The organism is uncultured Allobosea sp. (assembly GCF_945956895.1).
In the GTDB taxonomy this organism is placed as follows: Bacteria; Pseudomonadota; Alphaproteobacteria; order Rhizobiales; family Beijerinckiaceae; genus Allobosea.
The window spans coordinates 25,484-47,377 of the sequence record NZ_CAMFJF010000030.1; the positions used below are offsets into that span (position 1 = coordinate 25,484).

Genomic DNA, 21,894 nt, shown 5'->3' on the forward strand with positions numbered 1-21,894 from the left:
GAAAATCAGGTTCTGAGGAAGCCGATGGAGATCCACGGCACGGCAGCGACGACGATGAGGCCGATGAGCAGGGCGAGGATGTAGCCCCAGATGTATTTCAGGCCTTCGTCGGGATTGATCTTGCTGATCGCGCAGGCGCCGTAATAGCCGACGCCGAAGGGCGGGGCGAAAAGCCCGATGCCCATCGCGAAGATCACGACCATCGAATAATGGACCTCGTGGACACCGACCTGCTTGGCGATCGGGAACACCAGCGGCCCGAACAGCACGATCGCCGGGATGCCCTCGAGCACGCTGCCGAGAATGGTGAAGGCGACGATCGAGATGGCGAGGAAGCCCCAGGCGCCGCCGGGCACCGCCGCCATCGCCTGCGCCAGATCGCGCGAGAAGCCGGATTGCGTCAGGCCCCAGGCCATGGCGGTGGCGCAGCCGATGATGAAGATGATCGCGCCGGTGAGCGACGCCGTCTCGACCAGCATCTTGGGCAGGCGGCGCCAGTCGAACTGCCGATAGAGCAGGATGCCGGCAAGCACCGCATAAGCGATGCCGATGGTCGAGACTTCCGTCGCCGTCGCGACACCCTCGACCACCGCCGCGCGGATGACGAAGGGCAGGGCGATGGCGGGTGCTGCGACCAGCGCGAGCTTGGCGATCTCGCGCTTGGGATAGCGCGTGACATTGCTGAGGTCCTCGCCGCGGCAACGCCACCAGACGACGAAGCAGAGCGCCGCGCCCAGCACCACCGCCGGCAGCATTCCGCCGGTGAACAGCGCGGCGATCGAGACACCGGTGACCGAGCCGATGGTGATCAGCACGATCGAGGGTGGGATCGTCTCGGTCTGCGCGCCGGTGGCCGAGAGCAGGGCGACGAGATCGCCGGGCTTGGCGCCGCGCTTCTGCATCTCGGGGAAGAGCACCGGCGCGATCGCGGCCATGTCGGCGATCTTCGAGCCGGAGATGCCGGAGACCAGATACATCGCGCCGACCAGCACATAGGACAGGCCGCCGCGGACATGGCCGAGCAGGCTCGCCAGGAACTGGATCATGGCGCGCGCCATGCCGGTCATCTCGATCAGCGCGCCCAGGAAGATGAAGAGCGGCACAGCGAGCAGGATGAGATGGCTCATGCCCTCGTCGAGCCGCCCGACCATGACCAGCATCGGCGTCGAAGTGGTGCAGGCGAGATATCCGAAGGTGGCGAGCGCGAAGGAGAAGGCGATCGGCACGCCCGAGAAGACGTTGAGCGCGACGACGCCGACGAAGAAGACGATCAGGTTGAGCTTGCCGAGCGGCTTCAGCGCCGGGCCGGCGAGCCAGAACAGCAGCACGAACAGCGCGGTGAGCCCGATCGCGAGCAGGGCGGGCTTCAGCGAGGAGAAGCGCAGCAGGCGGCAGCAGGCCGCGATCAGCATCAGGCCGACGCCGACCGGAATTGCCGCGGCGCGCCAGGCATTGGTGATCTCCAGCGCCGGGGTGACGATGAAGCTCTCTTCCTCGGCGTATTCGATCGCATGCGGAATGATCAGCAGCAGGAAGGCGATCGAGGCGGTGATCGCGACCGCCTCCAGCAGCGCCCGCATCTGCGGCGAGACGCGGCTGACGAGGCCGGTCATCCGCATATGCTCGCCGCGCCGGAGCGCGACGACCGCACCGAGCATCGAGAGCCAGAGGAACAGGATCGAGGCGAGTTCGTCAGACCAGACCAGCGGGGCGTGGAAGACGTAGCGCGCCATGACGCCGGCCCCGAGAATGATGATCTCGATGAGCACCAGCACCGCCGCCACCGTCTCGACCAGCCCGCCCAGCGCACGGTCGAGATGGCCTGCGGCGCGGCCAAGCCCGTTTGCGGGCATGGCGGCAGCGGGAAGGGGCGCGCTATGGGCATCCATCGGGGGCGTTTCCTGTCTTGTGCTTTGGGGGCCTTATAGGCCCGCCTGCACCCCTCAGGCCAGCTTGCCGACGGCGTCTTCGAGCAGGCTCCAGGCATCCTTGCCGAAGCGCTCCTGCCACTCCTTGTAGAAGCCTCCCTCGCGCAGCTTGGCTCGGAAGGAATCCGGGTCGGTCTTGTTGAATCCCAGGCCCTTGGATTGCAGGTCCGCCTGCACGGTTTCGTTGAACTTCTTGATGTCGCCGCGCTGGGCGACGCCGGCATCGTTGATCGCGCCCGCCACGATTGTCTGGACATCGGGCGGCAGGCCGCGCCAGGCGCGTCCATTGGCGATGAACCAGAACCCGTCCCAGATATGGTTGGAGATGGCGCAGCTCTTCTGCACCTCGTAGAGCTTGGCGACCTGGATGATCGGCAGCGGGTTCTCCTGCGCATCGACCACCTTGGTCTGCAGCGCCGAATAGACCTCCGAGAATTGCAGGCTCGCCGGCGCGGCATCGAGCGCCTTGAACATCGAGATCGAGAGCGGGCTCACCGGCACGCGAATCTTGAGGCCGGCCATCTCCTTGGCGGTCTCGATCGCCTTGCCCGAGGTGGTCATCTGGCGGAAGCCGTTGTCCCACATTTTCTCGAAGGCGTAGAGATTGACCTTCGAGATGGCATCGCGGACATGGGCGCCGAGCTTGCCGTCCATCGCTTTCCAGACCTGATCGTAATCGGCGAAGGCGAAGCCGACCGCATTGATCGCCGCGACCGGCACCAGCGTCGCGATGACCAGCGCGGACGGCGTGAAGAAGGTGATGCCGCCGTTGCGGACCTGGCTCAGCATGTCGGTATCGCCGCCGAGCTGGTTGTTCGGGAAGATCTTGATCTCGACCCGGCCGTTGGTCTCCTTCGCGACGCGCTCCGCCGCCTCCTGGGCGCGGATGTTGAGCGGATGGCTGAGCGGCAGGTTATTGCCGTATTTCAGCTCGATTTCGGCCGCCCGCGCGATGTGGGGCATGGCGATAAGCGAGGCGGCAGGCGCCGCGGCGAGCGTGCGCAGCACCGTGCGGCGCGTGAAGTTCGTCATGGTGATCCTCCCGGTATCGCTGGTGCGATTTGATTGATTGCGGTCTTCTTGCCCTGAGATTAGGAAGCTGGAATGATGGTGGTCAAACTCAATTACTGATGGTTTTTGATGTGATTCCATGACGGATGCGTCGGAGAGAAACGGGAGCGGGGAGAGCCCCCAGCGTCGGCGCATGGCCCGCATCGCCGATGTCGCGGCGCTGTCGGGTGCCTCGACCGCGACGGTCGACCGGGTGCTGAACCAGCGTCCGGGCGTGCGCGCCGCGACCGTCCAGCGCGTCCTCAAGGCCGCGAGTGAACTGGGCTATGTCCTCGATCCCACCTTGCCGGCGCAGGCCTTCACGCCGATGCGGCTCGCCTTCCTGCTGCCCGCCGGCAGTAACCGCTTCCTCGCCATGCTCGGGCGCCATATCGCCGAGGCGCAGGAGCAACTCGCCTCCTTCAACATGCGCGCCCGCGTCGAGTTCATCGAGAGCTTCAAGCCGGAGCTCCTCGCCCAGCAGCTCCGGCAGGTCGGGCGCGATGTCGACGGCATCGCCTTCATGGCACTGGAGCATCCGGCGGTGCGCGAAGCCGTGAACGGCCTCGCCGAGCGCGGCGTGCCGGCCGTGACCCTGATCTCCGACATCGCCAATGCCCGCCGCGCCGCCTATGTCGGGCTCGACAACCGCTCGACCGGGCGCACAGCCGGCTATCTCGTCGCCCGCTTCATCGGCAAACGCCCGGCCAAGGTCGCGATGATCGCCGGCAGCCTGAGCTACCGCGCCCATGAGGAGCGCGAGATGGGCTTCCTGCATCTGTTCGAGGAGATGTTTCCGCAGATCGAGGTGGTCGGCCTGCGTGAGGGGCACGATGAGGAGGCGCGCAACTATCGCCAGACCAAGATGCTGCTCGCCCAGCATCCGGACCTCGCCGGCATCTACAATATCGGCGGCGGGCCGGAAGGCATCGCAAGAGCGCTGAAGGAGGCGGGCCGCCAGCAGGAGGTCGTCTTTGTCGGCCATGGCCTGACGCCTGCAACCCGCGCGCTCCTGCTCGACGGCACGATGGACGCGGTCATCACCCAGCATCCCCATGCGGCGCTGATGAGTTGCATCGCGATCTTCGCCAATCTGCGCGCCGGCCGCCCGGCCCTGGAGGGCACGGCGCCGCCGAGCATCGAGATCATCCTGCGCGAGAATTTGCCGTGAGGCTCTGATTCCTCCACGCGTCATTCCGGACAAGCCGCGAAGCGGCGCCGATCCGGAATCCATCGTAGGACTGGGCGCTCTATGATGGATTCCGGGTCTCCGCTGCGCTTCGCCCGGAATGACGGTTGCGGTTGCTGGAAGGTCGAGCCTCATGACAGGCAGGCTTGCATTCCCAGAAACAAAGAGGGAACATGTCGCCATGTCCCTCCCGGATTCCGTCCTGAACCCGCCGCCGGCGCGGCCCGATATCACGCGCATGGTCTGCCGCGGCGCCGCTCGTCACCTGCGCGAGCGCGGCTATGCCATCGTCAAGGAGATGACCTTCGCCAATGGGCGGCGCGGCGACATCGTCGCGCTCTCGCCGTCGGGCGAGCTTTGGGTCGTCGAGGTCAAGTCCGGCATCGCGGATTACCGCGTCGATGGCAAATGGCCGGATTACCGCGACTATTGCGACGGCTTCCTCTTCGCCGTCGCGCCCGAGTTCCCGCGCGAGATCCTGCCCGACGATGTCGGGCTGATCGTCGCCGATGGCTATGGTGGCGAATTGCTGCGCGCGCCGCCGCGCCATCCCTTGAGCGCGGCGCGGCGCAAGATGCTGACGATCGCGCTGGCGCGGCTGGCCTCAGGCCGGCTCTCGCTGATCGAGGATCCCGAAGGAGCGGCTTGAGGTTGGCCCGTCAGCGCGGGGCGCGCTTGGCGAGAATGCGTTGCAGCGTTCGGCGATGCATGCCGAGGCGGCGCGCCGTCTCCGAGACATTGCGGCTGCACAGCTCGTAGACGCGCTGGATATGCTCCCAGCGCACCCGGTCTGCCGACATCGGATTTTCCGGCGGCTGGGGGCGGGCATCGCGCTGTGCGGCGAGCGCGGCATGGATCTCGTCGGCATCGGCCGGCTTGGCGAGGAAGTCGAAGGCGCCGAGCTTCACGGCGCTGACGGCGGTCGCGATATTGCCGTAGCCGGTCAGCACCACGCCGCGCGCATCGGGGCGGCGCTCCTTCAGGCGGGCGATCACATCGAGCCCGTTGCCGTCGCCGAGGCGCAGGTCGATCACGGCGAAGGCGGGCGCGGCTTCCTCGACGGCGGCGATGCCGGCGGCGACGCTGTCGGCGATACGGACCGCATAGCCCCGGCCTTCCATGGCGCGGGCGAGGCGGGTGAGAAACGGCTTGTCGTCGTCCACCAGCAGAAGGGACATGTCGGCGGCCGGGCCGGGCCTGTCGGTTTCGCTCGCTGCGTCCTGCATCGTCTTCTCCTTGCCGCTTCTCGGCGCGCTGCGGCCGCGCGCATTAGGGTTTCGCTTTGCCGAACAGGTCCGTATTGGGCCTGCTCAGCCAGGCTCATGTAAAGCCGATGCGCCTGCCTGGGTACCCCCCTCGGTTGGCAGATCGGCTTCGAAATCGTCGCGGGACCAGGTGATTCGGATCGAAGCGCCACTGGAGGGCGCCGGCCGGTTCGAGAATTCCAGCGTGGCGCCGCCCCGCTCCAGCAGGGTCTTGGCGATGAAGAGCCCGAGCCCGAGGCCCCCGCCGGCGCGCCCTTCGCCGGAGCCGCGCGAAAGATAGGGATCGCCGGCTCGCATCAGCACGTCCGGCGGGAAGCCCGGACCGTCATCGGCGATTACCAGCACGACCTGATTGTGATTCCACTCCCCGGCGATCGTCACGGTCGAGCGCGCGAAATCGACGGCGTTGTCGACGATATTGCCGAGGCCGTAGATCATGCCGGGATTGCGGCGGCAGACCGGCTCCGGCTTCTCGCCGGTCATCGTGATCTCGAAGGGCGTGCCGAAGGGGCGCTGCGGCCCGGCCGCTTCCTCGATCAGCAGGCGCAGGGTGAGTTGGCCGAGCGGCCCGGCATCTTCATCCTGCAGGCTGGAGAGCTTGCCGAGGATGCCGCGGCAGCGCTCGACCTGCTCGCGCAGCAGGGCGATATCCTCCGCCATCTCGCCATCGGGCGGGGCGAGCCGGGTCAGTTCGCGCGCGACGAGCGCGATGGTGCCGAGCGGCGTGCCGAGTTCATGCGCGGCGGCGGCAGCGAGCCCGTCGAGCTGGGACAGGTGCTGCTCGCGGGCCAGTACGAGCTCCGTCGCGGCGAGCGCGTCGGAGAGGTCGCGCGCCTCCTTGGCGACGCGCCAGGCATAGATGCCGGTGAAGGCGAGGCCGAGCACGAGCGCAACCCAGTTGCCGAGCTGGTAGAAGGCCGGCAGCACCGGCCGGTCGTCGCCGGTCCAGGGCAAGGGTAGGTGATAGCGGCTGAGCAGGGTCGCGAGCCCCATCGCCATCAGCCCGAGCACCAGCGTGCGCTGCGGCGGCAGGGCGGTGGCCGAGATCATCACCGGCGCCAGGAAGAGGATCGCGAACGGGTTCTGCAGGCCTCCGGTCATGAAGAGCAGGGCTGCGAGCTGGGCGATGTCGAAGCCGAGCAGGGCCGTCGCGGCCCTGTCGTTGAGGCGGTGGCTCAGCGGAAAGCGGATGCGCAGCGCGATATTGAGCCAGGCGGAGACCGCAATGACGCTGAAGCACCAGCCGAACGGCAAGGGAAAGCCAAGCCCGAAATGCACGCCGGTGACGGCGAGGCTCTGGCCGGCGATGGCGAGCCAGCGCAGCCGGACCAGCGTATCCAGGCGCAGATGGCGGCTGGAACGCGCCAGGGCCGGGGCGGAAAGGTCCGGAAAGCTCACGTTTCGAGGGTCTCCTGCGCGGCGCCTGCCGACGGTTTTGCCTGTTTCATCCACATCGCAGGAAAATCTTAGCCTTTAGCCGGGTTGAATGAGAACAAAATCAACGTAAGGTGCGATGCTGCGTCGCATCATCGTATGTTGCGCCGCCGGAAGGACGTTTGATCGTATGTACGGGGCTGCCATGTCGTTTGCCTACCATGCCTACGAAGCGGTTCACATGATGGTGAGCCCGGTGCGCGGGGTTTCGGATGCGATGCATCTGGCCTTCAAGAACCCGGCCAATCCGCTGACCTATACGCCATTCGGCCGCAGCGTCGCGGCCTCCTGCGAATTGTTCGAGCGCATGACGCGCCGCTACGGCAAGCCCGCCTTCGGCCTCGACGAGACCACGGTCAACGGCGTCAAGGTCGCCGTCGAGGAGCGTGTCGTCTGGGAGCGCCCCTTCTGCAAGCTGGTCTATTTCGACCGCAAGATTCAAAGCAGTCGCCGCAAGCCGCAGCCGAAAGTGCTGCTGGTCGCGCCGATGTCCGGCCATTACGCCACGCTGCTGCGCGGCACGGTCGAGGCCTTCCTGCCGGGCCATGAGGTTTACATCACCGATTGGGTCGATGCCCGCCTCGTGCCGCTTTCAGAGGGACGCTTCGACCTCGACGATTACATCGACTACGTCATCGGCATGCTGCAGATGCTGGGACCGGACACTCATGTCATGGCGATCTGCCAGCCGTCCGTGCCGGTCATCGCCGCGATTGCTCGCATGGAGGCCGAATCCGACCCCTGCGCGCCGCGCTCGATGACGCTGATGGGCGGCCCGATCGATACCCGGCGCTCGCCGACCGCCGTGAACCAGCTGGCGATGGAGCGCGGCACGGACTGGTTCCGCCGCAACTGCATCACCGTCGTGCCTTTCCCGAGCCTCGGTGCATTCAGGCAGGTCTATCCCGGCTTCATGCAGCTCTCGGGCTTCATGGCGATGAATATCGACCGCCACGTCACCGCCCATTATGACATGTTCAAGCATCTCGTCAGCGGCGACGGCGACTCCGCCGAGAAGCACCGCGACTTCTACGACGAGTACCTGGCGGTGATGGACCTGACCGCCGAGTTCTATCTCCAGACCGTCGACACCGTCTTCGTGAAGCATTCCCTGCCCAAGGGCGAGATGATGCATCGCGACAAGCCGGTCGATCTCACCGCCATCCGCCGCGTCGCGCTGATGACGGTCGAGGGCGAGATGGACGACATCTCCGGCGTCGGCCAGACCCAGGCCGCGCATGACCTCTGCGTCAACATTCCCGACGACAAGCGCGTGCATTACCTCCAGCCGAAGGTCGGCCATTACGGCGTCTTCAACGGCTCGCGCTTCCGTGCTGAGATCCAGCCGCGCATTTCCGACTTCATGGTCAGTCTCGACATGGAGGCGGCCAAGGAGCGCCGGAACGACAGCGCCGGCGAGCAGCGCAAGGCGCTCAAGGTCGTCCGCTAAGACCTCCCTTTCCCATCGCCCGCGAATCCCGCACAATCGCGGGCGATGCGCATCTCCCTGTTCAGGCGCCAGCCGGACCCCGACCGGATCGAGGTCGTGCATGCCGGCACGCGCTATGCCGTTCTGGTCAAGCGCCGCGCCGCCGCGCGGCGGATGACGCTGCGCGTCTCGCAGGCGACCGGCGAGATTACGCTGACCTTGCCCGAGCGCGCCGATTTCGCGGCCGGCCGCACCTTCGCCGAGAACCATGGCGGCTGGATCGCGGCGCGCTTGGCCAAGCGCCCGCGCCCGGTGCCCTTCGAGCCCGGCCAGAGCATACCGCTCCGCGGCGTGCCGCATCGTATCGTCCACTGGTCGAAAGCGCGCGGGCTGACGCAGGCGACGCGCGACACCGATGGCGCGCCCGTCATCGCAGTGGCCGGCGATGCCGCCCATGTCGCGCGCCGGGTCAAGGATTTCCTGCGGAAGCTCGCGCTCGAGGATATCGAGAAGGCGGTGCGCCGCCACACCGCGACGCTCGGCATCTCCGCCCGCAAAATCACCATCCGCGACACGACGAGCCGTTGGGGCTCCTGCTCCTCTCAAAGGGACCTCAGTTTCTCATGGCGGTTGATCCTGGCGCCGTCCCCGGTGCTCGATTATCTCGCGGCCCATGAAGTGGCGCATCTCAAGGAGATGAACCACTCGCATCGCTTCTGGGCGTTGACCCACAAGCTCTGCCCCCATACCGAGGAGGCGGAGGTCTGGCTGAAGCGCCATGGCGCCAGCCTGCACGGCTATGGCTGATACCGGCGGCCGTAATCTGCCGTCATTGCGAGCGAAGCGAAGCAATCCACGGGGACGTAGCGCTCTGCCGCCCCTGGATTGCTTCGTCGCTTCGCTCCTCGCAATGACGGTGGGAACGTAGGCGGCGATAGCCGACGGCTTGAGCGGCTGCCGCAATTCCGCCGTTAACCACTTTCTGAAACCTGCCACCGCACACTGAAGGCCGATTCGCTTTCAGCGTGAGTATGCCTATGGGTCAGGTCATTGCGTTCCGCCTTCCGCAACAGCCGGCAGCCGCTCCCGAGCCGGTGCTCGGCCTGATGTCCGCCGTTGATTTCGCCCTGCGCGATCTCGCCGAGATTCTCCCCCATATCGCGCTGGATTCGGTGCGCCAGCAGGCCGAAGCCTGCCGTGCGATGCTGGCGCAGGCCTTCGATGCCGAGATCGAGGCAGAGCTCGGCAACTGAAGCATTTTCGAGCGAAGTGGGCACCGGTTCGCGTGAAGAAAATGCGATAAACAAGAATTCAGGGCCTTTCCCGATGTCAGAGAAATCGGGAAAGGCCCTGATCTCGCGCTCGCGCATGCCGCCCCGGCGATGACGCGGGTTGCCGAAGCGGCTGAAGTGTCGAACCTTTCCGGAAAGAGCCGGTGATCCGCCGGCGAAACAGCCTGGGAGGCTTCATCCGTGTTCCTGACCAACAGCGATATGGTCGATCTCGTCGATCTCCGGCATCGGCTGCATCGCAGGCATGAAGTCTCGGGCGAGGAGCGCGAGACCGCCGCGACCATCGTCGAATTCCTGAAGCCGACCGGCCCGGACCGCATCGTCACCGAACTCGGCGGCCATGGCGTCGCCGCGATCTACGAGGGCGCCGAACCCGGCCCGACCGTCCTGATCCGCGCCGAGCTCGACGCGCTGCCGATCGAAGAGCTTTCAGACAGCGACCACCGCTCCGAAATCCCCGGCAAGGGCCATCTCTGCGGCCATGACGGCCATATGACCATCCTCGCCGGCCTCGCGCGTGGCCTGCAGCGCAACCCGCCGAAGAAGGGCCGCGCGATCCTGCTGTTCCAGCCGGCGGAAGAGACCGGCGCGGGCGCCGCCGCCGTCATGGCCGATCCGAAATTCGAGGAGATCGTGCCGGACTATGCCTTCTCCCTGCATAATCGCCCCGGCGTTCCGGTCGGCCATGCCCGCATTTCGGAAGGCGCCGCCAATTGTGCCTCGCGCGGCATCAAGATCATCCTGACCGGCGAGACCTCGCATGCCTCGACACCGGAGCATGGCCGTTCGCCGGCCCCAGCCATCGCGTCGCTGATCCCGGCCCTGACCGCGCTGGGACCGGGCGGCTCGCTCGACGCCAATTTCCGGCTGGTCACCGTGACCCATGTCGAGATCGGCGAGCAGGCTTTCGGCATCGCGCCGGGCCATGGCGAGCTCTGGGCGACGCTGCGTACCGTCAACGACGCGCAGATGGGCGCGCTCTGCGAAGCCGCCGAAAAGCTGGCGCGCGAGGCGGCCGAGGCCGGCCGGCTGACCGTCGAGATCAGCTATCACGACATCTTCCACCATTGCGAGAACGAGCCGGAAGCCGTCGCGATGCTGCGCCGGGCGATGGACGAGGAGAAGGTGCCGCATGGCCCGACGCCGCCCTCGCGCGGCTCGGAGGATTTCGGCTTGTTCGGGCGCCGCTCCAAATCGGCGATGTTCCTGCTCGGCTCCGGCGAGACGGCGCATCTGCACAATCCGGATTTCGATTTTCCGGATGACGCGATCGGCCCCGGCGCGCGCGTCTTCATGCGAGCCTTGCGCAATCTGCTCGGCGAAGCCCGGCCGCAGGGCTGAGGAAGCAAGACATGGCTCTGGACTGGACCCGCGCCGCGACCCGCGCGCAGGAGATCGTCGCGAATTGGCAGCGCGAGGCGGGGCCGGGCGGTGCCGTCGTGCTCTTCGATCGCGACGGGGTGCGCGAGGCTTTTGCCGGCGGCCTCGCCAGCATCGACTATGGCGTGGCCTTCACGCCGCAGACGCCGAACCGCTTCGCCTCGATCAGCAAGCATGTGCTGGCGGTCGCATTGTTGCGCGCCGGCGTGCCGCTCGATGCCCCGCTCGGGCATTGGCTGAAGGACTTGCCGGCGCCGCTCGCCGAGGTCGAGTTCGGCCGCGCCCTCGACATGACCGGCGCCCTGCCGGACATGATGGAGTCTCTCTGGCAGCAGGGCGTGCCCTTCACCGCGACATTGAGCGCCGACGAGGTTTTCGCGCTGGCATGCCGCTTCCCCTCGCTCAGTGCCGAGCCCGGCACGGAGATGGCCTATTCCAATACCGGCTGGCGGCTCGGCCAGCGCATCCTGGAGCAGGTCACAGGCAAACCCTACAGCCGGATCGTCGCCGAATTGTCCGGCGAGCTCGGTCTCTCCTTCCGCTTGCCTTATGATTCCTCGGAGATCGTTCCCGGCCTCGCCACCGGCTATTGGGCTGACGGCACGGCCTGGCGGCGTGGCCATTACGGCTTCCATTTCTCCGCCTCCGGCGGCATCGCCGGCTCCGCCAATGATCTCGCCGGCTGGGCCTCGGCCCTGCTGGCGGGCCGTGGCCCGCTCGCCGGCATGCTGGAACGCCTGACGGCGCCGCGTCATTTCACTGACGGCAGCGAGAGTGTCTATCGTTTGGGCCTCGTCTGCAGCCGGCTCGGCGAGACGGCTATCGTCGGCCATGGCGGTTCGTTGACGGGCTATCGCAACCATTTCTGGATGTCGCCCGCTCATGGCGTCGGCGTCGTCGTGCTGACCAATCGCGAGGAAGAGGCACTCTGGCCGGCCCTGAGCGTGCTCGCGGCCCTGCTCGGGCAGGAGCTTCCGACGATCGCGGATGCGCCGGTCGGCCTGTTCGCCAGCGACGAAGGGCCGTTCTGGGCTGAACTCGCCGCGGATTCGATCAGCTTCATGGGCGGTTACGAGCACCTCGTCACCGATGGCGATGGCGGCCTGCGCAGCCTGCCGGCCTATCTCGATATCCGGCTCAAGCGTGACGGCGAGGAACGCCTCGCCGGCATGATCGGCGGCATCAAGCGTTCGCTTCGGCGCGTGCCGGCCGATACGCCGCTCGATCAGCGGCTGGTCGGGCGCTGGCGTGAGCCGTTGTTCGGCACGGAGATCGAAATCCGTGCCGATGGTACGGCCCTGATGCCGTGGCCTTCCGGCGGGACCGTGTCGCAATTGACGCCGCTGCCGAACGGTCGTGCGCTCGCCGATCTCCTGCACGGTCCCTGGCGGGCACGGCCCTGCCTTTGGCTCGATGCGGAAGGTGGCTTGCGGGTTGCCGGCCACCGGGCAAGAATTTTGCAAATGAAACGCGCCGGCTGAGGCGGTTCCGCAGAGGGGCGGTGCCGCAGGGCCGGTGACGAAGGAGGAGAACGCCTGATGCAACTGTCCCGTTTCACCGCCGCGCTGCTGCTGTCGGCGGCCGCGCTCCTGCCGTTTCCGGCATCGGCGCAGTCGCAGCCGGCTTCGAATCGCGTCCTGCGCGTCGCGCCGCATGCGGATCTCAAGACGCTCGATCCCGTAGCGGCCTCGATCGTCATCACCCGCATGCATGGGCTGATGATCTACGAGACGCTCTTCGCCTGGGATTCGAACCTCCAGCCCAAGCCGCAGATGGTCGAGAGCTTCGAGACCTCGCCGGACAAGCTGACCTGGACCTTCAAGCTCCGTCCCGGCCTGAAATTCCACGATGGCCAGCCGGTGACGACCAAGGACGTCATCGCCTCGCTCGGCCGCTGGATGAAGCGCGACACCATCGGCGGCAAGCTCGCGGAATATACCGACGGGATGGAGGTGGTGGACGATGCCACCTTCCGCCTCAAGCTGAAGCGACCGATGGCGCTGGTGCCCTTCGCGCTGGGTTCCGCCGTCGGCCAGATCCCGGTGATCATGCGCGAGTCCGACGCCAAGTCCGACCCGATGAAGCCGATCACCGAGACGATCGGCTCCGGCCCGTTCAAGTTCAATCGCGAGGATTGGCGCAGCGGCTCGAAGGTCGTCTACGACCGCAATCCCGATTACGTCCCGCGCTCCGAGCCAGCCGATGGCCTTGCCGGCGGGCGCGTCGTCAAGGTCGATCGCGTCGAATGGCAGATCATGCCGGACGCGGCGACCGCCGCCGCCGCGCTCCAGACCGGCGAGATCGACATCTGGGAACAGCCGAGCCAGGACCTGATCCCGGTCATCTCGACCAACAAGCAGGTCAAGGTCGACCGCTATTCCAATCTCGCCAACCAGGTGATGCTGCGGCCGAACCATCTCCACCCGCCCTTTGACAATCCGAAGGCCAGACTTGCTTTGGCCTATGCGACCGAGCAGGCCGATTTCCTCGCGGCCGGCTTCGGCGACGAGGAATGGTGGAAGCGCTGCAACGCCTATTTCGTCTGCGGCGGTCCAAACGGCACGGAAGTCGGGACCGAAGGCTATGCCAAGCCCAATCTCGACAAGGCGCGCGAACTGCTGAAGGAGAGCGGCTACAAGGGCGAGAAGCTCGTCCTGACCACCAGTAACGACATCGCCCCGATCGGCCGCATGGCCGAGGTTGCCGCTTCCCAGCTCAAGGCCGTCGGCTTCAATGTCGATGTGCAGTTCTCCGATTGGGGCGCCGTCACCACCCGCCAGCAGAACAAGAGCGCGCCGGATCAGGGCGGCTGGAACCTCTTCGTCACCTATGCCTCGGGCGCGACCATGCAATCGCCCCTGACCAATATCGGCACGAACATGGCCTGCGAGCGGGCCTGGGCCGGCTGGCCCTGCGATGCCGAGGCCGAGAAGCTGCGCGGCGCCTTCGTCGATGCCCCCGACGATGCCAGCCGCAAGGTCGCGCTGGAGGCCTTGCACAAGCGCCTGGCCGAAATGCAGCCCTATCGCGTGCTCGGCCAGTTCGACCAGCCCTATGCCCGGCGCACCAATGTCGTCGGCGTGCTGGCAGCCCCCGTCATGCTGTTCTGGAACGTCGAGAAGAAGTGAGGGGCGAAGGGACACAGCCCGTCATTGCGAGCGCAGCGAAGCAATCCAGGGGGGCGTAGAGCTCTGCCGCCCCTGGATTGCTTCGTCGCTTCGCTCCTCGCAATGACGATTCAGCCAGGTCGGAAACGGTCCTGGCCCTTTGAATGGTCGTCCCGGACAAGCGGCGTCAGCCGCGCCGATCCGGGATCCATGCCTGAGCCTCTATTGGATGCGCTCCGGCATGGATTCCGGGTCTTCGCTGCGCTCCGCCCGGGATGACGGCACGGTTGAAACGCTACAGCGTCGCCCGCCAGACGAAATCGCGGCTCTCGCCCGGCGCCAGCGTGAGGATGCCGGGCTTTTCCGCGATTTCGCCCTGCCAGCCGGCGGGGCTCGCCATGCTGTACCAGGGCTCGATGCACAGGAACGGGGCGCCTGACGGCTTCGACCAGATGCCGAGATCTTTGTAGCCCTCCCAGCTCACGGTCAGGGCGCGGCTCTCCCGCCCTGACGCGTCGAGCGCGGCGAAGCGCACCGAGCGATTGGCCGTATCGGGAATCACGATCGCGTCGTTGATGAAGAGGCGCTCGTCGAGAGCGAGTTCCTTGCCGGTAAAGGGCAAGGGAATTGGCGCGGTCAGCAGGCCTGCCTCGACGCCAAGTCCCTGACCCGGCTCGGCCTGCGGGAACGTCAGGCGATGCGCCTGTTTCGCGATGCCCTCGGTTAGCGGCCAGAGGAAGGCCGGATGCGCGCCGACGCCGCAGATCAAGGGTACCTCGGCCGGATTGCTCACGCGCGAGGTCACGGTCAACGTATCGCCCGCAACCGCGTAGATCATCTGCAGCACGAAGCGGAACGGGTAGATCGCCAGCGTCTCCGGGCTCTCCCGCAATTCCAGAACGGCCCGGTCCGCACCGCGTTCGGCCCAGCTGAACAGGCTGTCGCGGGCGAAGCCGTGCTGGGTCAGCCGATAGGAGCGACCCTCATGGATGAGCGTGTCATCGGTGAGGCGCCCGACGACCGGGAACAGCACCGGCGCATGGCGCGGCCATTCCGGCCCGCCGTTCCAGAGCGCCGGTCCCTTGGCATCGGCGAGCGCGATCAACTCGCCGCCCTGCACCCGCACCGTCGCGCGCAGCCGGTCGGAAGCAATCTCGTGGGTCTCGCTCATCATCATCTCCGTCGGCGTACTCTCTTCCCGATAGCCGATCGACATCGATGAAATCCACTGGGGTTCCACCTGGACGCGCTCGCCTCTTGCGGCGGAGCGCGTTTCGCGCGATCCCGCTGCATGCGCCGAAGGAGGCACGCCTTGCTGATCACCCGCCGCCAGTTCGCCGCAGGCTCGCTCGCCGCGCCCGCCATCCTGAGGAGCGGGCAGGCTTTCGCTGCTGGCCGGCCCGTGACCGTGGCGTCGCTGATGGGCGAGGACAAGCCGGAGACGAAAATCTGGCGGCACATCGCCGAGATTCTCAACCGCACGGCGCCCGGCCGTTTCGACCTGCGGATCGTGCCCAATGCAGCCCTCGGCGGCGAGAAGGAGGTCGCGGAGGGCCTGCGCCTCGGCTCGATCCAGGCGGCGCTCTCGACCGTGTCCTCGCTCTCCGGCTGGGTGCCCGCGGGCCAGATCCTCGACCTCCCGTTCCTTTTCCGCGATCGCGGCCATCTCGCGCGCGTGCTGTCCGGGCCATTGGGGATCGAGCTCAGGAAGCTCTACGAGGCGCAGGGTTTCGTCGTGCCCGGCTTCATCAATTATGGCGCCCGCCATCTCCTCGCCAAGGAGCCGCTGACCACCCCCGCCTCGGTCAAGGGCAAGCGCATCCGCGTGATCCAGAGCCCCTTGCATACGGCGCTCTGGTCGGGCTTCGGCGCCTATCCGACGCCGATCCCGATCCCCGAGGCCTATAATGCGCTGAAAAGTGGCGTGGTCGATTGCATGGACCTGACCAAGTCCGCCTATGTCGGTTTCCGCCTTTATGAGGTCGTGCCCGTCGTGACCGAGACCGGCCATATCTGGGCGAGCGGCGTCGTGATGTTCGCCGCGCCCTTCTGGAAGGCGCTGGCGCCGCAGGATCGCGAAGCGCTGACGGCCGCAGTGACCGAAGGCATCGCCTATTTCGATGAGTTGATGCTGGCCGACGAGGAGGCCTCGATGGCGCGCGCGACGGCGGAGGGCGCCAGGACCGTGCCGGCCGAGGACCGACCCGGCTGGCAGAACGGCGCGCGCAAGGTCTGGGAGAGTTTCGCGCCGCAGCTCGGCGGCATGGCGGGAATCGAAGCCATCGCGCAGAGCCCTTGAGACCAGCATCGGGACTGAGAACCATGCCGCTATCGATCGATCATATCGTCATCGCCGTCACCGATCTGGACGCGGCTATCCGCGACTATACGGCGCTCGGCTTCACCGTCCTGCCCGGCGGCGAGCATCCGCGCGGCTCGCGCAACGCGCTGGTCGTGTTCGCGGACGGTGCCTATCTCGAAATCATCGCCTTCCCGCGCCCGCTGCCCGAATATCGCTGGTGGCAGGTGCTGGATCGGGCCGGCCCCGGCCTCGTCGACTATGCCCTGCTGCCGGATGATCTTGACGCCGATCTCGCCCGTGCGCGGGCTGCCGGCATCGTCATGGACGGCCCGCTCGACGGCGGCCGGCTCCAGCCCGACGGCACGCGCATCGCCTGGCGCTCGGCCCGCCCGCCGGAGCCCGATATCCCCTTCCTCTGCACCGATGTCACGGCCCGCAGCCTGCGCGTTCCCGAAGGAGCTGCCCGCCGCCATGCCAATGGCGTGACCGGGGTCGCCGGCGTCACCGTGGCGGTGCAGGACCTTGCAACCTCGGTCACGCGCTATCGCGCCCTGCTCGGGCAGGAGCCGGTTGCGCTGGGCGGCGTCCCGGGGCTGGGCTTCGGGCTCGCGCAGTTCCGCATCGCCCGGCAGACCCTGTCCCTGGCGGAGCCGCGCGGCCCGGCCGCGGCCAGCCTCGGGGAGCACCTTCTCCGTCGCGGGCAGGGGGCTTACGCCGTCTCTTTCTACGGCTCCGACGATGCCCGTCTCGACGGCGGGTTGGCCCATGGCGCCCGCCTGGAGATCGTGCGCGACCTCTGAGAGGCGAATTGAGGTGCGAGCCGTCATTGCGAGCGCAGCGAAGCAATCCAGGGGACGTAGAGCTCTGCCGCCCCTGGATTGCTTCGTCGCTTCGCTCCTCGCAATGACGGAGCAGGCAGACCGCAACCGGCTGGGCGTTCATCGCGCTGTCACGATGCGGTCATGCTTGCGGGCGAGAGTGGCCCGTTACCTTAAAATAATTCTATTTATGTAGTAATAACAAATACTTGCATCGAATCATCGACGCGCCTATCTCTCCCTCGCGATCAGTGAATCAGCCGACGGAGGGACCGAATGGGTGGAGTCACCGAGGTCGATGTCGCGGCCGCGATCGGCCGCATCGACGAGATCATCATCCGCGAGATCGTCCGCACCGGCGCGAGCCGGCCGGAGCTGCGCCGGGCGCTCGCGCTGGCCAAGGGACCGGGCGATCTCGACGCCGATGCGGCGCTGCCGCCGCACATGCAGCGCCTCGTGGAGCTGCTCGCGGTCACCTTGCCCGAGCAGGGGCCGAAGCCCATCCAGGGGCCGCAGCGCCGCCTCCATGCGGCCATCAAGGGCATCGAACGTGCAGCCTGATCAGGGGGCGCCGAATCGCTGAAGACTACCCCGGCCGAGATCCGGGAAGCGGTCATGACAGCTTTTTGCGCCGCGCTCCGCGATACTCGCCTGCTGCCGCTCACCCTGATCGAGCTGGCGGCGGCAGCGGTCGGTTCTGTCTACAGAGAGGTGGCGGATGCTCATTGCGGTGACCAGCCATGCCCTTGCGGCTGGCATCCGCGCCTCCAGGCGGATCTGGAGGCGCTTCAGGCGGCGATCGCGCTGAGCGCGACGCCGATCCTGCAGGGCGATCTTGTCCGCATGCCCGTGCTCGGCCGGGCCTGATCTCGCATCCTGAACGCAGGACGTGCTAAGCCGCCGCAAACCGGCGGAGCGGCATGCGCAACATCCTCATCATCGGCATCGGGGCCGGCAATCCCGACCACATGACGGTCGAGGCGATCGAGGCGCTGAACCGCGCCGACATCCTGTTCATTCCCGACAAGGGCGAGGAGAAGGTCGCTCTGCGCACCTTGCGTGAGGCGATCTGCGCGCGGTTCATCCGCAAGCCGGGCTACCGCTCCGTCCCCGTCGCGATCCCGCGCCGGGCCGAGGCCGGCAATGACTATCACGGCGTCGTCGACGACTGGCACGAGCGCATCGCCGATCGCTATCGCGCCCTGTTCGAAGCCGAGCTGCAGGAAGGGCAGACTGGCGCGCTGCTCGTCTGGGGCGATCCGGCGCTCTACGATTCAACCTTGCGCATCATGGAGCGCGTCGCCGCCTCCGGCCTCGGCCTCGATTGGCAGGTCTACCCCGGTATCAGCAGCGTTCAGGTACTGGCCGCGCGTCATCGCATCCCGCTCAACACGATCGGCGCGCCGATCCTGATCACCACCGGGCGCCGGCTGACGGCGGGCTTCCCTGCCGACCAGGACAGCGTCGTCGTCATGCTCGACGGCGAGCAGACCTTCGGCAAGATCGATCCCGCCGGGCTCGACATCTGGTGGGGCGCCTATCTCGGCACGTCGGATGAAATCCTGCGTGCCGGCCCGCTGAGCGAACTCTCGGCCGAGATCACCGAGGTCAGGGCCAAGGCCCGCGCGCGGCATGGCTGGATCATGGATACATATCTGCTGCGGCGTCGTCCTGCTTGACGCGAGAGGCCGCATCCGCCATCGCTCGCGCCGATCTTTCTGGAAGCGCCGGAGCCACCCGATGTCCCTCGCCGATCTTAGCCAGACCATCGACGCCGCCTGGGAAAACCGGGCCGAGATCGGCGTCCAGACCAAGGGCGCCGTCCGCGAGGCCGTCGAGCAGGCGATCGAGATGCTCGATGCCGGCCAGGCGCGCGTAGCGGAAAAGCAGGGCGCCGACTGGGTCGTCCATCAATGGCTGAAGAAGGCGGTGCTGCTCTCCTTCCGCCTCACCGACAACGTCATCATGGCCAATGGTCCGGGCGAGGGCGTGTTCTGGGACAAGGTGCCTTCGAAGTTCGAGGGCTGGGGCGAGAACCGCTTCCGCGCCGCCGGCTTCCGCGTCGTGCCGCCGGCTGCTGCGCGCAAGGGCTCCTTCATCGCGTCCGGCGTCGTGCTGATGCCGTCCTTCGTCAATATCGGCGCCTATGTCGATTCCGGCACCATGGTTGATACCTGGGCGACGGTCGGCTCCTGCGCCCAGATCGGCAAGAACGTGCATCTCTCGGGCGGCGTCGGCATCGGCGGCGTGCTCGAGCCGCTGCAGGCCAACCCGACCATCATCGAGGACAATTGCTTCATCGGCGCCCGCTCCGAGGTGGTCGAGGGCGTGATCGTCGGCGAGGGTTCGGTGCTCTCGATGGGCGTCTTCATCTCGGCCTCGACCAAGATCGTCGACCGCGCCACCGGCCAGGTCCATGTCGGCAAGGTGCCGCCCTATTCGGTGGTGGTGCCGGGTTCGCTGCCCGGAAAACCCTTCCCGGACGGCACGCCGGGCCCGTCGCTCTCCTGCGCCGTCATCGTCAAGACGGTCGACGCTCAGACGCGCTCCAAGACCGGCATCAACGAGCTGCTGCGCGACTGAGGTTTCGGCCGCGTCACGTCATGCCCGGGCTTGGCCCGGGCATCTCGAAAACCAGTCTTCTCTCGTCCTGAGCTTCCCGGGCTTCGCTTTGCCCGGGAATGACGGCGTTTCCGCTTACTCGCCGCCGATGGCCTTGGCCGCCTCGACGGCGCGTCCGCGCAGCGGCAGCTCCTGCATCCGCGCCAGGGACAGCCAGGCAAGCGCGAAGCCGAGGCTCGCGGCGCCGAAGACATAGCGGAACAGCACGACCATCGTCTCGCGATCGACGGTGCCGAGCTTGAGCGCTTCGGGCGAAAGCTTCGCAGCCGCCCCGCCGACGCCGCCGAGCACGATCGCGCCGAAGACCGCGACAATCAGCGCGCCGCCGATCTGGCGGAAGAAATTGGCGACCGCCGTCACCGTGCCAAGCTGATGCGCCTGCACGGCGTTCTGGATCGCGACGGTCGCGACGGGCAGCAGCGTGCCGAAGCCGATGCTGACGATCGCCAGGATCACGCAGAAGGGCAGCAGCGGGATCTGGCCGGAGAAGGCGGCGAGAACAGCCGTTCCCGTCATCGCGACGAGCAGCCCGGCCAGCGGCACGCGCTTGTAATGCGTGAGATGCGACATCGCCCGGCCGGAGCTGGTCGCGCCGACGACGGTGCCGCAGGTCAGCGGCAGCAGGCCGAGGCCGGAATGGGTGGCGCTCATCCCCATCACCGTCTCGAAATAGAGCGGCAGATAGATGGTGAGGCCGATGAAGGTGCCCATGCCGAAGCCGGCCGCCACCGTGCCGCGCCTTACGACGCCATTGCCGAAGACGTCGAGCGGGATCAGGGGCTCGGCCGCCCGGCGCAGGCGCCAGGCGAACAGGGCCCAGAAGACGAGCGAGGCGCCGACGAGGCCGGCGATCTCGGGCGAGCGCCAGGGATAGGTGGTGCCGCCCCAGGACAGGGCGAGCAGCAGCGACACCGTCGCCAGCGTCATCAGCACGGCGCCGAGCACGTCGAGCGAATGGGGCCGCTCATGACGCGGCAGGCGTTTCAAGGCTTCGCTCGACATCCAGTAGGCGCCGAGTCCGAGCGGGAGGTTGATCCAGAAGATCACCGACCAGTGCAGCTTTTCCGAGAGAAAGCCACCCAATACAGGGCCGAGCAGCGAGGAGGACATGAAGACACTGGCGAAATAGACCTGATAGCGCCCGCGCTCCTTGGGCGGCACCATGTCGCCGACGATGGTCTGCGCGAGCGCGATCAGCCCGCCGCCGCCGAGCCCCTGCACGAAGCGCGCGATGACGAGCAGCCAGAGCGAAGGCGCCAGCGCGCAGGCGATCGAGCCGATCATGAAGACGATGATGCCGGCGAGCAGCGTCACCCGCCGACCATGGATGTCGGCGAGCTTGCCGTAGAGCGGCGTGACCGCGGTCGAGGCGAGCAGGTAGATCGTGACGATCCAGGAGAGATGCGTGACGTCGTTGAGCTCGCGCCCCATCGTCGGCAACGCGGTCGCGACGATGGTCTGGTCGAGCGCGGCGAGGAACATTGCCAGCATGACGCCGATCAGGACCGAGCGGATATCCGCTTGCGTCATGGCTGCGGCTGAGGCGGGAGTGTCGAGCCGCTTGTCCATCGAGTTCGCGATCATGCTTGCGTCTGGGGAATGGTGGGAAGGTAGTCGCAGTGGTCTCCATGCGCCAGAGGCGCATTGTCAAAACGGCCCTGCGGCCTGGGCGGAACAAGCTGGGGCGGTTCAACCCAGGCTGCGCAGCGTCTCGCGCAAGGTTTCCGGCATGGCGTCGGGCATGGTGGCCTCGATCGCTTCGTGCGTTTGCTGCCAGATTGGTACGGCCGAGGCGAGCAGGGCCAGGCCGTCGGGTGTCAGGCTCAGCAAGCGGCCGCGGCGGTCGGCAGGGTCGACCGCGATGGCGACGAGACCGCGCCGCTCCAGCGGCTTCAGCGCGGCGGTGAGCGTCGTGCGGTCCATCGCCAGCAATTCCGCCACGGGGCCGAAGGAGGCGGGCACCGGCCGGTTCAGGGCCATCATCAGGGAGAACTGGCCATTCGTCAGCCCCACCGGGCGCAATGCCTCGTCGAAACGGCGCGCCAGCGTCCGCGCCGCGCGCTGCACATGCAGGCACA

At 67.1% G+C, this 21,894-nt stretch carries 21 protein-coding genes; 13 read left to right on the forward strand and 8 right to left on the reverse strand.

The genetic code is table 11. The features are described 5' to 3' along the window. Positions 1-5: 5 nt before the first annotated feature. The gene (locus Q0Q02_RS15860) at positions 6-1,853 is read right to left on the reverse strand and encodes a TRAP transporter large permease subunit (protein ID WP_293810736.1); all 1,848 of its coding nucleotides are present in this window, start codon (positions 1,851-1,853) and stop codon (positions 6-8) included. Between the two features lie 90 nt (positions 1,854-1,943). Further along, complete coding sequence (locus Q0Q02_RS15865; RefSeq protein WP_293810712.1) at positions 1,944-2,960, reverse strand: TRAP transporter substrate-binding protein; 1,017 nt, start codon at positions 2,958-2,960, stop codon at positions 1,944-1,946. A 172-nt stretch (positions 2,961-3,132) separates the two neighbouring features. On the opposite strand from Q0Q02_RS15865, the gene Q0Q02_RS15870 reads away from it, so the two are divergent. Both Q0Q02_RS15870 and Q0Q02_RS15875 read left to right on the forward strand, forming a co-directional pair. Continuing rightward, entirely contained in the window at positions 3,133-4,149 is a 1,017-nt protein-coding gene (locus Q0Q02_RS15870) for a LacI family DNA-binding transcriptional regulator (RefSeq protein WP_293810713.1), read from the forward strand. Positions 4,150-4,348: 199 nt separating this feature from the next. Beyond that, the gene (locus Q0Q02_RS15875; RefSeq protein ID WP_293810714.1) at positions 4,349-4,816 is read left to right on the forward strand and encodes an MmcB family DNA repair protein; all 468 of its coding nucleotides are present in this window, start codon (positions 4,349-4,351) and stop codon (positions 4,814-4,816) included. A 10-nt stretch (positions 4,817-4,826) separates the two neighbouring features. Here Q0Q02_RS15875 and Q0Q02_RS15880 read toward each other — a convergent pair whose 3' ends face one another. Beyond that, the gene (locus Q0Q02_RS15880; protein WP_293810715.1) at positions 4,827-5,393 is read right to left on the reverse strand and encodes an ActR/PrrA/RegA family redox response regulator transcription factor; all 567 of its coding nucleotides are present in this window, start codon (positions 5,391-5,393) and stop codon (positions 4,827-4,829) included. 84 nt (positions 5,394-5,477) lie between these two features. Next, positions 5,478-6,830 carry an ActS/PrrB/RegB family redox-sensitive histidine kinase gene (locus Q0Q02_RS15885; protein WP_293810716.1) on the reverse strand — a complete coding sequence of 451 codons (1,353 nt, stop codon included), beginning with the start codon at positions 6,828-6,830 and terminating at the stop codon, positions 5,478-5,480. A gap of 181 nt (positions 6,831-7,011) precedes the next feature. Between Q0Q02_RS15885 and Q0Q02_RS15890 the strand changes: the two genes are divergently transcribed. Beyond that, positions 7,012-8,316 carry a polyhydroxyalkanoate depolymerase gene (locus Q0Q02_RS15890; protein ID WP_293810717.1) on the forward strand — a complete coding sequence of 435 codons (1,305 nt, stop codon included), beginning with the start codon at positions 7,012-7,014 and terminating at the stop codon, positions 8,314-8,316. Between the two features lie 45 nt (positions 8,317-8,361). Continuing rightward, positions 8,362-9,102, forward strand: a complete 741-nt coding sequence (locus tag Q0Q02_RS15895; RefSeq protein ID WP_293810718.1) for a M48 family metallopeptidase — start codon at positions 8,362-8,364, stop codon at positions 9,100-9,102. Between the two features lie 164 nt (positions 9,103-9,266). Here Q0Q02_RS15895 and Q0Q02_RS15900 read toward each other — a convergent pair whose 3' ends face one another. Beyond that, positions 9,267-9,665, reverse strand: a complete 399-nt coding sequence (locus Q0Q02_RS15900) for a hypothetical protein (protein ID WP_293810719.1) — start codon at positions 9,663-9,665, stop codon at positions 9,267-9,269. A 102-nt stretch (positions 9,666-9,767) separates the two neighbouring features. Here Q0Q02_RS15900 and Q0Q02_RS15905 point away from each other — a divergent pair, with 102 nt between their 5' ends. The 3 genes from Q0Q02_RS15905 to Q0Q02_RS15915 are packed head-to-tail and all read left to right on the forward strand — an operon-like array spanning position 9,768 to position 14,095. Then, the gene (locus Q0Q02_RS15905) at positions 9,768-10,928 is read left to right on the forward strand and encodes an amidohydrolase (protein WP_293810720.1); all 1,161 of its coding nucleotides are present in this window, start codon (positions 9,768-9,770) and stop codon (positions 10,926-10,928) included. Between the two features lie 11 nt (positions 10,929-10,939). Beyond that, on the forward strand, positions 10,940-12,448 hold the full coding sequence (locus Q0Q02_RS15910) for a serine hydrolase (RefSeq protein ID WP_293810721.1): 1,509 nt from the start codon (positions 10,940-10,942) through the stop codon (positions 12,446-12,448). 57 nt (positions 12,449-12,505) lie between these two features. After that, positions 12,506-14,095 carry an ABC transporter substrate-binding protein gene (locus Q0Q02_RS15915; RefSeq protein WP_293810722.1) on the forward strand — a complete coding sequence of 530 codons (1,590 nt, stop codon included), beginning with the start codon at positions 12,506-12,508 and terminating at the stop codon, positions 14,093-14,095. A 274-nt stretch (positions 14,096-14,369) separates the two neighbouring features. On the opposite strand, the gene Q0Q02_RS15920 is transcribed toward Q0Q02_RS15915, so the two are convergent. After that, positions 14,370-15,290, reverse strand: a complete 921-nt coding sequence (locus tag Q0Q02_RS15920) for an aldose 1-epimerase family protein (protein WP_293810723.1) — start codon at positions 15,288-15,290, stop codon at positions 14,370-14,372. A gap of 96 nt (positions 15,291-15,386) precedes the next feature. Here Q0Q02_RS15920 and Q0Q02_RS15925 point away from each other — a divergent pair, with 96 nt between their 5' ends. The 6 genes from Q0Q02_RS15925 to dapD all read left to right on the forward strand — a co-directional run bounded on the left by Q0Q02_RS15925 (position 15,387) and on the right by dapD (position 19,777). Next, positions 15,387-16,373: a TRAP transporter substrate-binding protein gene (locus Q0Q02_RS15925; RefSeq protein ID WP_293810724.1), complete on the forward strand. Its 987-nt coding sequence runs from the start codon at positions 15,387-15,389 to the stop codon at positions 16,371-16,373. A 23-nt stretch (positions 16,374-16,396) separates the two neighbouring features. Beyond that, positions 16,397-17,176: a VOC family protein gene (locus Q0Q02_RS15930; RefSeq protein ID WP_293810725.1), complete on the forward strand. Its 780-nt coding sequence runs from the start codon at positions 16,397-16,399 to the stop codon at positions 17,174-17,176. Positions 17,177-17,470: 294 nt separating this feature from the next. Continuing rightward, entirely contained in the window at positions 17,471-17,755 is a 285-nt protein-coding gene (locus Q0Q02_RS15935; protein ID WP_293810726.1) for a hypothetical protein, read from the forward strand. A 54-nt stretch (positions 17,756-17,809) separates the two neighbouring features. Continuing rightward, entirely contained in the window at positions 17,810-18,061 is a 252-nt protein-coding gene (locus tag Q0Q02_RS15940; protein WP_293810727.1) for a hypothetical protein, read from the forward strand. A gap of 53 nt (positions 18,062-18,114) precedes the next feature. Next, positions 18,115-18,873, forward strand: coding sequence for a precorrin-6A synthase (deacetylating) (gene cobF, locus Q0Q02_RS15945; protein ID WP_293810728.1), 759 nt, complete (start codon positions 18,115-18,117; stop codon positions 18,871-18,873). A gap of 61 nt (positions 18,874-18,934) precedes the next feature. After that, entirely contained in the window at positions 18,935-19,777 is an 843-nt protein-coding gene (gene dapD / locus Q0Q02_RS15950; protein ID WP_293810729.1) for a 2,3,4,5-tetrahydropyridine-2,6-dicarboxylate N-succinyltransferase, read from the forward strand. Between the two features lie 114 nt (positions 19,778-19,891). On the opposite strand, the gene Q0Q02_RS15955 is transcribed toward dapD, so the two are convergent. Then, positions 19,892-21,400 carry an MDR family MFS transporter gene (locus tag Q0Q02_RS15955; RefSeq protein WP_293810730.1) on the reverse strand — a complete coding sequence of 503 codons (1,509 nt, stop codon included), beginning with the start codon at positions 21,398-21,400 and terminating at the stop codon, positions 19,892-19,894. A 105-nt stretch (positions 21,401-21,505) separates the two neighbouring features. After that, positions 21,506-21,894: MarR family winged helix-turn-helix transcriptional regulator (locus Q0Q02_RS15960; protein WP_293810731.1), on the reverse strand; the 389-nt coding region annotated here is incomplete at its 5' end.